Raw genomic sequence first — 12875 nt, 5'->3', positions numbered from 1 at the left:
TTAAGCATGAAGCTGGCAGCACGAGTAAGTAAGGTGACCCCTTCTTTAACCTTAGCGATCGCAGCTAAAGCTAAGGCCATGAAGGCTGAGGGAATAGACGTTTGTAGTTTCAGCGCTGGAGAACCGGATTTTGACACTCCAGCCCACATCAAAGCCGCCGCAGCGACAGCTTTGGAGTCAGGTAAAACCAAGTATGGCCCAGCAGCTGGAGAACCAAAGTTAAGGGATGCGATCGCCCATAAGCTAAAAACTGAGAACGGTCTTGATTATCAATCTGAGAATGTAATTGTCACTAACGGCGGTAAGCATTCTCTGTTTAACTTGATGTTAGCCCTAATTGATCCGGGTGATGAGGTAATTATTCCGGCTCCCTATTGGCTCAGTTACCCGGAAATGGTAACATTAGTTGGTGGGAAACCAGTAATTGTCACCACAGATGCGGCGACGGATTATAAAGTTACTCCAGAACAACTACGTCAAGCAATTACACCAAGAACAAAGTTATTTATTCTCAATTCCCCATCTAATCCCACCGGGATGGTGTACACGCCAGATGAAATTAAAGCACTGGCGCAGGTAGTAGTGGATGCAGATATCTTTGTCGTTTCTGATGAGATTTACGAAAGGATTCTCTACGACGGTGCAGAACATATCACTATTGGTTCTCTGGGTAAAGAAATTTTTGACCGGACTTTAATCAGTAACGGGTTTGCGAAAGCTTACTCAATGACTGGTTGGCGACTGGGTTATTTAGCTGGGCCAGTGGAGATTATTAAAGCAGCTAGCACTATTCAAGGACATAGTACATCGAATGTGTGTACCTTTGCTCAATATGGTGCGATCGCCGCTTTAGAAAGTTCTCAAGACTGTGTAGAAACAATGCGCCAAGCTTTCGCCAAACGGCGACAAGTGATGTTAGACAGACTCAACGCCATTCCGGGATTGAGTTGTGCTAAACCAGACGGCGCATTTTATCTGTTTCCTGATATTAGCAAAACAGGCCTCAAGTCCCTGGAATTTTGTAACGCCCTCTTGGAAGCACACCAAGTAGCAGTGATTCCGGGTATTGCTTTTGGTGCTGACCAAAACATTCGCTTATCTTACGCCACTGATATGGCGACTATTGACAAAGGGATGGATAGGTTGGAGAAATTTGTGAGTTCTCTTGTTTAGGAATGCGGATTTAATCAAGTACCAGGCGACTTGAATTAACGGCTACACAGGAACCAACCCCGCCTAAGCGGCTTGAAAACATTGATTTTCTATTAGTCCGCGCAGGCGGACTTTGTTTGTATAGCCGGGATTTCTAATCGCCAGGGCTGTAACTAAATTTGTTCTGGAGAATTTCACTCTGTTGCAAGTCTCACTTGTTCTGGGGTTAAACCCAATAACTGAGAAACTTCCTCTATTGTTAGACCACGCGCCAGCATCCGGGGTACAAGTTCAAGTTTAAGTCCTTCTCTGCCTTCCTCTCTGCCTTCTTCTCTCCCCTCAGCTTTAGCTTCTTGATAAACTCTAGTTTCTTCTAAATTGACTCCTAACATCGCCTCTACCTTGTTCTCACATTTCAGTAACTTACAGTAATTTTCTGAAAAATTTATTACAGTTGTTCTGTAGAATTTCACTCTGTTGCAAGTCTCACTTGTTCGGGGGTTAAACCCAATAACTGAGAAACTTCCTCTATTGTTAGACCACGCGCCAGCATCCGGGGTACAAGTTCAAGTTTAAGTCCTTCTCTGCCTTCCTCTCTGCCTTCCTCTCTGCCTTCTTCTCTGCCTTCCTCTCTGCCTTCTTCTCTCCCCTCAGCTTTAGCTTCTTGATAAACTCTAGTTTCTTCTAAATTGACTCCTAACATCGCCTCTACCTCTTCACGGCTTAAATTTGCAAACTTATAAACAGCGATTGTTGTAATTACATCTATTATGTCATCTTTGGGTAAAAAACTCAGTTCTTCTTGTTGCACTCGTTCGATTAAGCGTTTCGCCTGTTCCACCATTTGATTCTCTGACGCAATGGTTAATTGCATCAAACTAATACCCACAGGTTGCTGATCAAAGTTACCTAATTCATCCAGATAAATCCGTTGTACTTGTAAACTATCCAATAGTGACCTGTGAATAGTTTTATTTTCTGGTTCTAAACTGCGAGACTGGAAAATAATTACACCATACCAATCATCATAAACAAATGGGTTTCGATACAAATATAGCAGCGATTCTGAAAAAAAACGATGGTACAATAACTCGTCTTTTTGAAACTGCACCTCGGCAAAAAAGATAATTTGGGGTGTTGCATCTGGTGGTGGTAAAAATACCCCATCAATCCGAAATGTTGCTTCTTTGATTTCAACTGATTCAAAGCGATAATTTCTGGCTGTTGTTGGCGGCTGTTCTATTAATTCAAATAGCAAGCCAGGGGAACGTTGAAAAAGTTTATAAAAAATGGCATCACGTCTCACAAAGTAATCCTCTTCAGGTGTGGACTAACTAGAGTTGATAATAGCTCGTATAAAAATACATATCACAAAACTTCCCCGCAATTGTCGCTAAATATTCAGCATTCAGGATTTCAGCAATCCCATTTCCTGTAAACCTTGGCGTAGTCTGTTCGCTTCTTCGGGGTTTTGTTGTTCGTAAAGCAGGATGGCATTTTGAAAGGCTGTTAAACTTGCTTGAACGTTGCCAACTTTTAACTGTACTACCCCTAAATTTTGATAAGCTGGTGCATAGTTGGGATTACATCGGATGGCTTTTTGGTAACAGGCGATCGCATCGGTAAATAAACCCAAAGCTTTAAAGATCATTCCCAAGTTATAATGTCCCATAACGAAACTAGGGTCAATTTTTAAAGTTGTTTCGTAAGCAATTTTCGCCCCGTTAATATCACCAGATGCCTTGAGTAAGTTACCCAAATTGTTGTATGCTCCTAATTTGAGCAGGGGGTAAATTGGCAATTTAATAGCGGCTTGATAATGAGCAATAGCCTCTTGAGTATCTTGTAAATGACTGTGAGCAATGCCTAAATGGTAATGTAGTTCGTACAAAATCTCATAGTTTTGCTCTACTGGCGTTATTCCCTGATGCAGAGAATTTGCCTGGTTAAAACCTTTTTGTAATAACTTTAACCCTTGGGTAATTTTACCAGTTTGCACATACAAAGCCCCTAACTTACTGCAAACATAAGGATCATCGGGATGGGTAGCCAGAAACGCTTCCATTGTAGTTTGGGCTTTGGCATATTTATTATTTTGCGCGATCGCCTTTTTCTGATATCCTTTATGTAAGATACCCACCCCTTGCAAATAACCGATTTGCCAATGGGGTTCCTGAGTTAAAATTGCCGATACACTGTCATCCACTAAAGCATGATAGGGGCGTTGAAAGTGAATGTGGGGATGGTTGCGAAACAGTCGAGACACCAGAGAATAGGGAGATTGTTCCGCGCCTACTTCTTGACGCACCAGATTAATCAGCAGATATTCTTCACTTTCAATTGCTGACCTGATTTGTGGTACAATACTTGGGCTGAGAGTCTCATCAGCATCTAACACCAAAATCCAATCACCAGTTACATATTTTAACGCCGCATTCCGAGCAGCACTGAAATCATTACACCATTGAAAGTGATATACTTTCGCACCGAATTCTTGGGAAATCTCAGGAGTGCGATCGCTTGAACCAGTATCCAGTATGATCATCTCATCTACCACACCTTTAACACTATTTAAACATTTAGGCAGTGTGGCTGCTTCATTTTTAACAATCATGCAGAGACTTAATTTCATATCGCCGAAAAACTATGATTTCAGATTAATACGTTGATGTAATTAAATTTAATTATCTGCCAATATTGGCATTAGGTGATCATTCATAAATTTATCAGTGCTGTGATATTTATCACTTTTAAATCAGGTTCACTCATCATCAGGAAAATCAGACTAACTTGTTTATATAGTTATCCAGACAGAAAATATGATGCATTTCCTGTAATAATTATTCAGTTGTGTACATTGATAACAGGAATATTATTAAATTTATCCTAGTCTAATTTTCATCAATTGCCATGAAAAGCAAAATGTCATATTTGAAATATCAATCATTTCTAAATGCTTTTTTCAACAAAATTCCCGACCTATTAAAAAATCGGGAATCTGAGCCTGACAATGTTCACCAATTAAATTAACTTCCTAGAATAGCAGCCTTTTTATAGATAATTCAGGGTTATTCTATATTTTGGCGCAAAGGCTCATATAATGTAATGGCAAATTGTGGAAATTTCCAGGATATCTACTGATTCACCACTACTAATAAACAAGTTAAAGTAACTTATCAACAGCACCAGTGAACTGTTCGTAAGGAGAAACACCGACAATAGTTTCTGCTAACTCACCATCCTTGAACATTAAAACCGCCGGAATGCTACGCAGACCAAATCTTTTGAAAACCTGCTTGTTATTGTCAATATCTACCTTCACCACCCGAACGCGATCTTTATATTCTTCCGCAAGTTGATCCATTAACGGACTAACAAGACGACAGGGACCACACCAAGTAGCAGTAAAATCAACAACCACAACTTTTTCTGCACTTAAAAGAGGATCAAATTCACCTTCTTCAACATAAGCAACTGTGTCAGTAGACATTTATTTAAATCTCCAATCTAAAATTTTACTAAAAACCTAACTTTAGAAAGTATACTCCTTTCTGCGCGTCGGGAAATAATTATTTAGTTCTGGATAAATATTTGGAGATATAGCTGGGGAGTGGTCCGTGGTCCGTAGGGTAAAAACCTTTCGGTGTCTAACTTTTATGATCAGTTTATGTCCTAACGTCCTTGGCGGTTGCTATATGAAACAAAATCAAAACACGATAACTTACTCACGGATCATACATCTGAGCCATATAATAGACATAGATATTCCCCAATGGCCTGGTGATCCCCCGGTAGAAATTACCACCGTCGCCAACATCCCACAGGATGGCTATTACTTACGCCGTTTCAGCTTAGGAGAACACAGCGCGACTCATATCAACGCACCGAAGAGTTTTCACGATAATGGGGTAGGAATTGACCAATACTCGGCTGAGTCGCTGGTTTTACCTGGGGTAGTTATGGATATCTGCGACACCGCAACGGTAAATCCTGATTACTCCTTGACTATTGCCGATGTTCTCCATTGGGAGAAAGAACACGGTAAAATTACTGCTGGTAGTTTAGTGCTACTTCATACTGGCTGGGAAGATAAATGGTTAAATAAAACTGCGTTTTTTAACCGAGATGCTGAAGGAATTATGCACTTTCCTGGTTTTGGCTATGATGTAACTCAGTTTCTCTTAGAAGAACGGCAAATTGCTGGTTTAGGTATTGATACGCATGGGGTGGACTCTGGACAGGATAACAGTTTTACTATTAACAGTCTAGTATTGGCACAGGAACGAATTGTTTTGGAAAATCTCACGAATTTGCAGCAGCTACCACCAAAGGGTACGACTTTAATGATTGGTGTTTTGAGGTTGCGGGATGGTTCCGGTTCTCCTGTGGGGGTGTTGGCTTTAGTACCATGAATTTTTGATTAATAAAATACAGAACCTCACCCCCAACCCCTCTCCTTCTCCCAAAGGGAGACGCTACGCGAAAGCAAGGAGAGGGGAGGCTTTGATCTAAAATAGGACTTACGCACAGGTCATGAAGGAATGAACCACGTAAAGCCTTCGGCATAGCTTCGCTTACCGCGTTAGCGTCTCCCCTTGGGAGAAGGACACGAAGGTCACGTAAAGCCTTCGGCATAGCTTCGCTTACCGCGTTAGCGTCTCCCCTTGGGAGAAGGAAGGAGAGTTTTAGAGATATTTTGCGTAAGTCCTGTAAAATAGAGATACTACACCAAAATTAATCAATCTTTTGGCAATTACACCATAAATAAACATCAAGATTTCATCGGTAATCAATATGAGTGTTTATCTGTGGTTGTTTGGCAATTTATGCAGATTTGAGCCGAAGTAATACCAAAAAAAGGGAAGGTGTAATATGACAATTACCTTAGACCATACTATAGTCCCTGCACATGATAAGGAAAAATCGGCACGGTTTTTTGCGGAAATTTTTGGACTAAAACTTGATAGTCCAATTGGTCATTTTGCGGCTGTCCATGTCAATGACAAGTTAACTTTAGATTTTGCTGACAGAGAAGATTTTGAATCTCATCATTATGCTTTTCACGTCAGTGATGAAGAATTTGATGCCATTTTCACACGCATCACAGAAATGGGACTTGAATATAGTAGCGACCCCATGCATGAAAACAAAGGTGAAATTAATCATAGAATGGGAGGTCGTGGTTTTTATTTCTATGATCTTGATGGTCATAATTTAGAACTGTTGACTCGTGCTTAACTCTTCTCAAAGTTAATAAAATTGCAGAAGTAGTCCAGATAATTAATCTAGACTACTTCTACTACACCCCTTGCACATTTAAAAGATACCACTGACAAAAAATGTATGTCTGCCAAATTGCCAAATAAGCGTATTTTACTGAGTCAGCCTTTAGGTAAAATAGTTGGTTTATGAGCAATAACTTAATTTTAAGCTGTAATTTTCAGTTGATTCACTGATTTTTGGGGGAATTGTTGGCAATGCTACTAGATATCTATCTACAGAGTGTTGTATAGTTTTATCGGTTCTTGTATCGCTCACAGCAAGAATACCTTTAAAAACCCAGAAATTTGGCAGATGTATTATGTTAAGTCCTGTAGTTACACTGAAAATATTCCAGAAACAACCCGATCCTCAAAAATTTTCCACAGGTGAAGCCATCTTTAAGGAAGGACAACCAGGTGATTATATGTTTGGGATTTTAGAAGGAGAGGTAGAAATATTAGTCAATGATAAGACTGTAGAGATAATTGAGTCCGGTGAGGTGTTTGGTACTGGTATACTTGTAGGGATAAAAGCGAGGACTTATACTGCGATCGCTAAAACTGATTGCAAGCTGGCGTATTTGGACGAGTCTGGGTTTCTGTTTGCGGTTCAGGAAACGCCTGTATTTGCTATCAAGGTAATGAAAAGTTATGCAGAACGTCTCAGTCGCTTGCAGCATAAGCTATAAAATTTAAGTTAGTACGAATTCACCATGTTGCCTGATATCTGCTGGTTTAAAGCCGAAATTAGGTTTTTTTTATCTCACGCATACCGCTAAGGCGGAACCCGCAGGGTAGGCGCAAAGTCGCAAAGGGTAAGAGTTATTATTAAGTTAAGCTCAATCAGAGAATAAATTATGAATATCCAAATTAAACCTGAATTGGAGCAAATTATCCAAGCGCAAATTGCTACGGGTAGATATGCAAATCCTGAAGATGTGATTAGTAAGGCTTTGAAGTTGCTTTTGGAGTGGGAGAAGGGTTATCAGCAGTGGGTGGAAGAAACACGAGAAAAGGTTGATGTTGCTATTGGACAATTGGATAAAGGAGAAGGTATTGATGGGGATGTTGTGATTGAACAATTACGGGATAAGTTGCGTCAAGCCAGAGAGATACAAGGATGCAATTATTCATGAATGGCGTGAAAGTGCGATCGCGATCGCCAGTCCTGATTTAGCAGCAGCTTTTAATGATCAAACTGATGAAATCCCATTAACACAGCCATCTATTAGCGGTGGTGGGTGAATTTTTTTTCATGTAAAGCCTATACTAAAAATTAAGTAATTCTTACAAAAGTTATGAGTACCAAAACTAATTCGCCTCCTGGTGTTGATTATGCACCCCTAGAATTGCAAGGGGAATTAATCGCTATGCAGCAATTAATGATTGAGGAATTATTACCTATTGCTCAAAGTAAAATTCCTGAAAGTCAACAGGAATTACATTTACAGCTTTTAGAAAAAAATCAAAATAATCAATTAAATGAATCAGATAGGTTGTTGTTGAAGTCGCTGCGAGTGAGCGCTGATTATTTAATGTTGAAAAAAGCCTATGCTTATGCACTTTTACAGTGGAAAGGCTATTCTCTGCCAGATTTTGAGCAATTAGTAGATTAATATCAGTGTCATCCATCCCTAAATCTATTCGTCAACAAGTCATTAATGAGGCTGGATATAGATGTGAATATTGCCGCACATCTAGCCGTTTAATAGGTATGCCTTTAGTTATGGATCATATTTTGCCTAGTTCATTAGGTGGAAGTGATGAGCGAGAAAATTTATCTGCTTCCTGTTATCGCTGTAATGAATTTAAAGGGGCAAAAACAAAGGCTAATGATCCTGTAACTAATCAATCTATATCTTTGTTTAATCCTCGTCAACAAAGATGGTTAGAGCATTTTCAATGGGCAAATGGTGGTACTCATATTATTGGTATAACTGCTTGTGGAAGAGCAACGGTTCTAGTTTTAAGGTTAAATAATGAAGATATTTTACAAGCTAGGGCAATTTGGATTAGTTTAAATTGGCATCCTCCTAATAATTAATGACGCTGAGATTTTTGGGTTTTATTTAGAAGCCCTGGAACCCTTAGAAATCGCGGCTATACAAACGAAGTCCACCTACGTGGACTAAGAAACCAGATTTTGAACCCGCGCAGGCGGGTTTTTTCTGTGTAGCCGCGAATTATATTTGCCGAGTGCTATTTTTAGCTAGCTCTAATTTGCTTTTTATAAGGTTTGCTAACTTCTTCTAGGACTTCAATCGGGTAGCTATTTACTTTCCCATGACGCTCATCCTGAACTTTTCCAATGAGATAACCTTTTTGGCGACAAATTTTTGCAGCGTGACGGCCTAAGCTATTTGCCTCTCGTTCAGAAATTTTGATCCTATTGATATTGCAGTAACCACGAACGGTGCAATAATCAGATTCTCCGCTTAAAGAATCAAATTTTATTTCTAGTAGCTTTGTACGTTGTTTCTGTTCACTTATATCAGACTTTACGGAATTTAGTTGTATCCCATACTGCTGATTTATGGCTGTTAATTGGATGAGATTTTGAGTCAGTAATTCGAGAAATTTTGAAGTCATAATTTTGACCTTTTTTAAATTGTGAATTTCACAAAAGAAACTACCCACTCACCCAAGCCCATGATAAAATAGACTTAATACATTAACAAAACGGCTCGACAGCCCTAGCAGCATAGCTTGGGTAGTCGGGCTTGTTTCTTTGGCGAAAAAACGCTGTTTGATGAGCATCTTCAGAAATTATAGATCAAACCCCGATGATTTGGCTACTATGGGGCAAACATTTTTTTATGTAATATGCTGTGAAGTCAGAAATTATTCAGCTTGCAAGGATTTCACGCAAAGATTACAAGCTTTACAGGAATTAGCTTTCAGCGATTATATCTGCTCCCACGTGTACTGCTCGAAAATTTTTGATTCGCCCTAAGATATACCTTTAAGTTGCCTACCATTAAAAAATACATATAAATAATAACAGAGCCGTGGCATAAAGTGCGTGGGTTATGGCATAATAGGACTATCTAGGCGTAGTATTTGTTATATGTCAACTAAAGACGAGCTTATAGTCGAACAACCAAAAACTTCTGCAACACCCAACTCTTATCCCTCCTCAGTGGCATTTATCCATAATGTCTTGGATGAACATGGTTTAGATTCCTATGAGTTTCGCTTATATGCTCATATAGTTCGTAGAACAGGGGGTAAACCTGAAGGGGTATGTTTTGCCAGTCTTCGCAAGACAGCAGAGATTTGCAAAATGAGTATGCGTAAAGCTCAAGATGCAATAAAAGTTCTTATCAAGGCTAATTTGATAACACAAACAAAACGGAGAGGACGCACAGATGAATATCGTGTTACTCCTGTCAGTAATTGGGTTTCCAAAGACCAACTAGATGAAATACGCAAAACCATTAAAATTACTAAGGACTCGTCTGCTGATTCAGACATTAATACTGAAATAGCAGTAGAAAGCGAGTAGTTTATATCGCACCAAGACAAAAAAAGGGATAAGCTAAAAGCCTATCCCAAAAAATAAACTAATCAATTATCAATTTCGTGATGTTAAAGAATTGATATACTCAATTTCATCAAGTATCAAAATATCAATTGCAATGCCCAGCAACGAAATATAAAATACAAAAAATCTAAACAGATGCAAAATCAGTAAACTGTCTCATATAAGGTGGCTTAAAACCTAAAACAATATCCGTTTTTGGTACTCCCAAATCTACCAACTCACTAGCTACCCCTTCCTCAGTAAAGTCTCTCTGAATCCAAATTTTTCCATCTCTAATATCTACATGAATAATTGTCCCATAAGCTCTTTCGTTATTTTCCCATCCTACATGAACTACTAAATAACTATTTCTTTCACAATCAAAAATCAACTCTTTCTCTGTTCCTTTGGAAGCATGATTTTCTGTATGTCTTGCTAATACAGTTTTTACCAATTCAGGATAATTCATTCCTTCCATAAAACAATCTCCTGTTTAATAGCTTCAAATATCAGTAATTTTAATTGATGTTCAGCAATGATTTCTTGAATGAATGGGATAAGAAAAAACTCTTTGTATATTTCATTACCAATTGCTAGATATAAAATGCGGTCGGGTTCTTTTTTTCTTAAAACAGAACGGTAATTAAGTGTTTGTCCTAAAGCTGTATGAAATTCACTAACATCAGATGGACCTAAAAAAGATTTTATTTCAACCGCTATTTTTTGTCCTTCTTTTTCTGCTCCTAACAGTCTTTCTGCTGCTAAATCAATCCGAAAGTCAAGACCATCTACTGTAAATGATAAAGGATCATCAGTAATTAACCAACCATCTTTCTCTAAAGCTAACCTTACCGCATTGTGAAAAAAATCTTTTGCTGACATACAAACTCACCCTCTCCTCTATTCTATTAGATCCTCTCTCTGCGCCTCTGCATGAAAAAAAAGGGATAAGCCCAAAAGCCTATCCCCAAAAAATCAATTAATCAACAAAGATTAGGTTCCAGAAGTCCAGGAATTGATGTACTCGATTTGGTCTGCTGTCAGAGTATCAATGTGAATACCCATAGCTTCCAACTTCAAACGAGCGATTTCTTGATCAACTTCTACAGGAATAGAGTGTAAACCGGGTTCCAATTTACCTTTATTCTTCACCAGGTATTCAACAGCCAACGCTTGGTTAGCAAAACTCATGTCCATAACTGCGCTGGGGTGTCCTTCAGCCGCAGCTAAGTTAATCAAACGTCCTTGTCCTAATACCACAACTGACTTACCACTGGTCAATTTATACTCTTCAGTGAAAGGACGGACTTCCTTGACTTCCTTCGCTTGAGAAGCTAAGTATTTTAAATCAAGTTCTAAATCAAAGTGACCGGAGTTACAAACGATCGCACCGTCTTTCATGACATCGAAGTGTTCACCACGAACTACGTGCTTGTTACCTGTCACAGTAATAAAGATATCACCATAGGTGGCAGCTTCCGCCATTGGGAGGACACGGAAACCATCCATAACGGCTTCAATTGCCTTGATGGGGTCGATTTCGGTAACGATGACATTAGCACCCATACCACGGGCGCGCAGGGCTGTACCCTTACCACACCAGCCATAACCCACAACTACAACATTCTTACCAGCCAACAAAATATTTGTGGCGCGGATAATGCCATCTAGGGTTGATTGCCCAGTACCATAGCGATTATCAAAGAAGTGCTTGGTGTCAGCGTCGTTAACGTTGACTGCGGGGAAGGTGAGTACACCATCGTTGAACATGGCGCGTAACCGCACGATTCCGGTTGTGGTTTCTTCGGTTGTCCCAATCAAGTCGCTGATTTGGTGTTGACGGTTTTGCACCAATTCTGCTACCACGTCGCTACCGTCATCAATGATGATGTTGGGGCGATGATCTAGGGCGATTTGAACGTGGCGGTTATAGGTGGCGTTGTCTTCGCCTTTTTGGGCAAATACGGGAATTTCGTAATCGGTGACTAAGCAAGCTGCTACGTCATCTTGAGTTGATAAAGGGTTACTAGCAATCAATACAGCATCTGCACCACCGGCTTTGAGGGCGATCGCCAAATGTGCTGTTTCTGTTGTAATGTGGGCGCAAGCTACAAGGCGTAAACCAGCGAAGGGCTTTTCTTTCTCAAAGCGATCGCGAATTTGCGCCAATACTGGCATTTCACGTCCAGCCCAGTCTATACGCTGTCTTCCCAAGGGAGCGAGAGCGAGGTCTTTAACCTCGTGCTTTAATCGGGGAGAAGTTGCAGTCATCAAAAATTTCCTCTGAAAAATAAAAAGTTACGTAAAAATTACGCACCTTACTAGGGTATTGTACAACTGGTGATTTTGCATTGTAATCACCAATCAGCTTGTTTATTGTACTGCTATATAAAACCTAGACAAAACTAGACTTTACTTTCTACTTCAACGGGAGCATGGGAGCAGTTATCCCTCAGTAGACTTTCACGCCTTAGCCAGACGCGATTGTGTTCCAATTAAGTTTCTGAAAAAGACTACCACCATCATTGCTTGGTTTTCGCGTCGGCAATAGTCTCAATTCAATACTTGATATCACCGTATTATATATCAAGTAGTTGATTTTTTCCTAAAATATATATTGATTTTTGTCAATATAAGTATAGTTTTGTCTATGAAATTGTCAACTTAGGACTTGCTCTTTTCTAGCTTGACCTGGCAGAGGATTCAGGTTAACTTGATCACTGTATTTTTCTTTTTTGACTAAATTTTTGCTAAGAATATGATCAGGGCCAATCTATCTGTTACCCAGAGCCGATGAAGTAAATTGTCATCTATCGAAAGTTAGAAAGATTCCCTGACTTTAAATACTTTACTTTAGATAGGTACATTTACACAAGCCAGTCTTGGAGGATAACTCTGGAAGTAGCCGATGGTAAATTTTGTTCAAGGAGGTATTTGAG

17 protein-coding genes are annotated in these 12875 nt (G+C 39.5%); 9 read left to right on the top strand and 8 right to left on the bottom strand.

The features are described 5' to 3' along the window. The first annotated feature begins 6 nt into the window (after positions 1–6). A complete protein-coding gene (locus tag NSP_RS17265; protein ID WP_006196873.1) occupies positions 7–1173 on the top strand; it encodes a pyridoxal phosphate-dependent aminotransferase in 1167 nt (388 codons plus the stop codon). Between the two features lie 173 nt (positions 1174–1346). On the opposite strand, the gene NSP_RS17260 is transcribed toward NSP_RS17265, so the two are convergent. The 4 genes from NSP_RS17260 to trxA form a co-directional block, all read right to left on the bottom strand. After that, positions 1347–1544 (bottom strand): hypothetical protein, encoded by a 198-nt coding sequence (locus NSP_RS17260; RefSeq protein WP_006196872.1) that lies wholly within the window; start codon positions 1542–1544, stop codon positions 1347–1349. Positions 1545–1621: 77 nt separating this feature from the next. After that, on the bottom strand, positions 1622–2458 hold the full coding sequence (locus tag NSP_RS17255; protein WP_006196871.1) for an Rpn family recombination-promoting nuclease/putative transposase: 837 nt from the start codon (positions 2456–2458) through the stop codon (positions 1622–1624). A gap of 102 nt (positions 2459–2560) precedes the next feature. Continuing rightward, a complete protein-coding gene (locus NSP_RS17250; protein ID WP_173403297.1) occupies positions 2561–3784 on the bottom strand; it encodes a glycosyltransferase family 2 protein in 1224 nt (407 codons plus the stop codon). Between the two features lie 531 nt (positions 3785–4315). After that, entirely contained in the window at positions 4316–4642 is a 327-nt protein-coding gene (trxA, locus tag NSP_RS17245; protein WP_006196869.1) for a thioredoxin, read from the bottom strand. 205 nt (positions 4643–4847) lie between these two features. On the opposite strand from trxA, the gene NSP_RS17240 reads away from it, so the two are divergent. From NSP_RS17240 to NSP_RS17215, 7 genes are all read left to right on the top strand, one after another. Beyond that, positions 4848–5564, top strand: coding sequence for a cyclase family protein (locus tag NSP_RS17240; RefSeq protein WP_006196868.1), 717 nt, complete (start codon positions 4848–4850; stop codon positions 5562–5564). A gap of 460 nt (positions 5565–6024) precedes the next feature. After that, on the top strand, positions 6025–6390 hold the full coding sequence (locus NSP_RS17235) for a VOC family protein (RefSeq protein WP_006196867.1): 366 nt from the start codon (positions 6025–6027) through the stop codon (positions 6388–6390). A 343-nt stretch (positions 6391–6733) separates the two neighbouring features. Beyond that, positions 6734–7102: a cyclic nucleotide-binding domain-containing protein gene (locus NSP_RS17230; RefSeq protein WP_006196866.1), complete on the top strand. Its 369-nt coding sequence runs from the start codon at positions 6734–6736 to the stop codon at positions 7100–7102. 168 nt (positions 7103–7270) lie between these two features. Beyond that, entirely contained in the window at positions 7271–7549 is a 279-nt protein-coding gene (locus tag NSP_RS17225; protein WP_006196865.1) for a ribbon-helix-helix domain-containing protein, read from the top strand. Continuing rightward, positions 7488–7658 (top strand): hypothetical protein, encoded by a 171-nt coding sequence (locus NSP_RS26055; RefSeq protein ID WP_157133662.1) that lies wholly within the window; start codon positions 7488–7490, stop codon positions 7656–7658. The genes NSP_RS17225 and NSP_RS26055 overlap by 62 nt, the downstream gene beginning before the upstream one ends. 53 nt (positions 7659–7711) lie before the next feature. Continuing rightward, positions 7712–8029, top strand: a complete 318-nt coding sequence (locus NSP_RS17220) for a hypothetical protein (RefSeq protein ID WP_006196864.1) — start codon at positions 7712–7714, stop codon at positions 8027–8029. Positions 8030–8034: 5 nt separating this feature from the next. Next, positions 8035–8457: an HNH endonuclease gene (locus NSP_RS17215; protein ID WP_071839325.1), complete on the top strand. Its 423-nt coding sequence runs from the start codon at positions 8035–8037 to the stop codon at positions 8455–8457. 161 nt (positions 8458–8618) lie between these two features. On the opposite strand, the gene NSP_RS17210 is transcribed toward NSP_RS17215, so the two are convergent. Beyond that, on the bottom strand, positions 8619–9002 hold the full coding sequence (locus NSP_RS17210) for a hypothetical protein (RefSeq protein WP_017804278.1): 384 nt from the start codon (positions 9000–9002) through the stop codon (positions 8619–8621). A 478-nt stretch (positions 9003–9480) separates the two neighbouring features. On the opposite strand from NSP_RS17210, the gene NSP_RS17205 reads away from it, so the two are divergent. Next, positions 9481–9918, top strand: a complete 438-nt coding sequence (locus tag NSP_RS17205) for a helix-turn-helix domain-containing protein (RefSeq protein WP_017804277.1) — start codon at positions 9481–9483, stop codon at positions 9916–9918. Between the two features lie 166 nt (positions 9919–10084). Here the strand turns inward: NSP_RS17205 and NSP_RS17200 are convergent, their stop codons facing one another. The 3 genes from NSP_RS17200 to ahcY form a co-directional block, all read right to left on the bottom strand. Beyond that, positions 10085–10414: a XisI protein gene (locus NSP_RS17200; RefSeq protein ID WP_017804276.1), complete on the bottom strand. Its 330-nt coding sequence runs from the start codon at positions 10412–10414 to the stop codon at positions 10085–10087. Then, positions 10402–10818, bottom strand: coding sequence for a XisH family protein (locus tag NSP_RS17195; protein WP_017804275.1), 417 nt, complete (start codon positions 10816–10818; stop codon positions 10402–10404). The genes NSP_RS17200 and NSP_RS17195 overlap by 13 nt, the downstream gene beginning before the upstream one ends. Before the next feature lie 111 nt (positions 10819–10929). Further along, the gene (ahcY, locus tag NSP_RS17190) at positions 10930–12207 is read right to left on the bottom strand and encodes an adenosylhomocysteinase (protein ID WP_017804274.1); all 1278 of its coding nucleotides are present in this window, start codon (positions 12205–12207) and stop codon (positions 10930–10932) included. Positions 12208–12875: the final 668 nt, after the last annotated feature.

The organism is Nodularia spumigena CCY9414 (assembly GCF_000340565.2).
Taxonomy (GTDB): Bacteria; Cyanobacteriota; Cyanobacteriia; order Cyanobacteriales; family Nostocaceae; genus Nodularia; species Nodularia spumigena.
Note: the sequence above shows the minus strand (reverse complement) of the source record. Positions and strands in the feature narration are given on the sequence as shown.

Bases quoted from the DNA above. Each gene is read 5' to 3' on its own strand.
- NSP_RS17195 (WP_017804275.1), bottom strand. From the start codon at position 10,818: ATGTCAGCAAAAGATTTTTTTCACAATGCGGTAAGGTTAGCTTTAGAG.
- NSP_RS17205 (WP_017804277.1), top strand. From the start codon at position 9,481: ATGTCAACTAAAGACGAGCTTATAGTCGAACAACCAAAAACTTCTGCA.
- NSP_RS17235 (WP_006196867.1), top strand. From the start codon at position 6,025: ATGACAATTACCTTAGACCATACTATAGTCCCTGCACATGATAAGGAA.
- NSP_RS17240 (WP_006196868.1), top strand. From the start codon at position 4,848: ATGAAACAAAATCAAAACACGATAACTTACTCACGGATCATACATCTG.
- NSP_RS17265 (WP_006196873.1), top strand. From the start codon at position 7: ATGAAGCTGGCAGCACGAGTAAGTAAGGTGACCCCTTCTTTAACCTTA.
- NSP_RS17260 (WP_006196872.1), bottom strand. From the start codon at position 1,544: ATGTTAGGAGTCAATTTAGAAGAAACTAGAGTTTATCAAGAAGCTAAA.
- NSP_RS17225 (WP_006196865.1), top strand. From the start codon at position 7,271: ATGAATATCCAAATTAAACCTGAATTGGAGCAAATTATCCAAGCGCAA.
- ahcY (WP_017804274.1), bottom strand. From the start codon at position 12,207: ATGACTGCAACTTCTCCCCGATTAAAGCACGAGGTTAAAGACCTCGCT.
- NSP_RS17210 (WP_017804278.1), bottom strand. From the start codon at position 9,002: ATGACTTCAAAATTTCTCGAATTACTGACTCAAAATCTCATCCAATTA.
- NSP_RS17250 (WP_173403297.1), bottom strand. From the start codon at position 3,784: ATGAAATTAAGTCTCTGCATGATTGTTAAAAATGAAGCAGCCACACTG.
- trxA (WP_006196869.1), bottom strand. From the start codon at position 4,642: ATGTCTACTGACACAGTTGCTTATGTTGAAGAAGGTGAATTTGATCCT.
- NSP_RS17230 (WP_006196866.1), top strand. From the start codon at position 6,734: ATGTTAAGTCCTGTAGTTACACTGAAAATATTCCAGAAACAACCCGAT.
- NSP_RS17200 (WP_017804276.1), bottom strand. From the start codon at position 10,414: ATGGAAGGAATGAATTATCCTGAATTGGTAAAAACTGTATTAGCAAGA.
- NSP_RS17220 (WP_006196864.1), top strand. From the start codon at position 7,712: ATGAGTACCAAAACTAATTCGCCTCCTGGTGTTGATTATGCACCCCTA.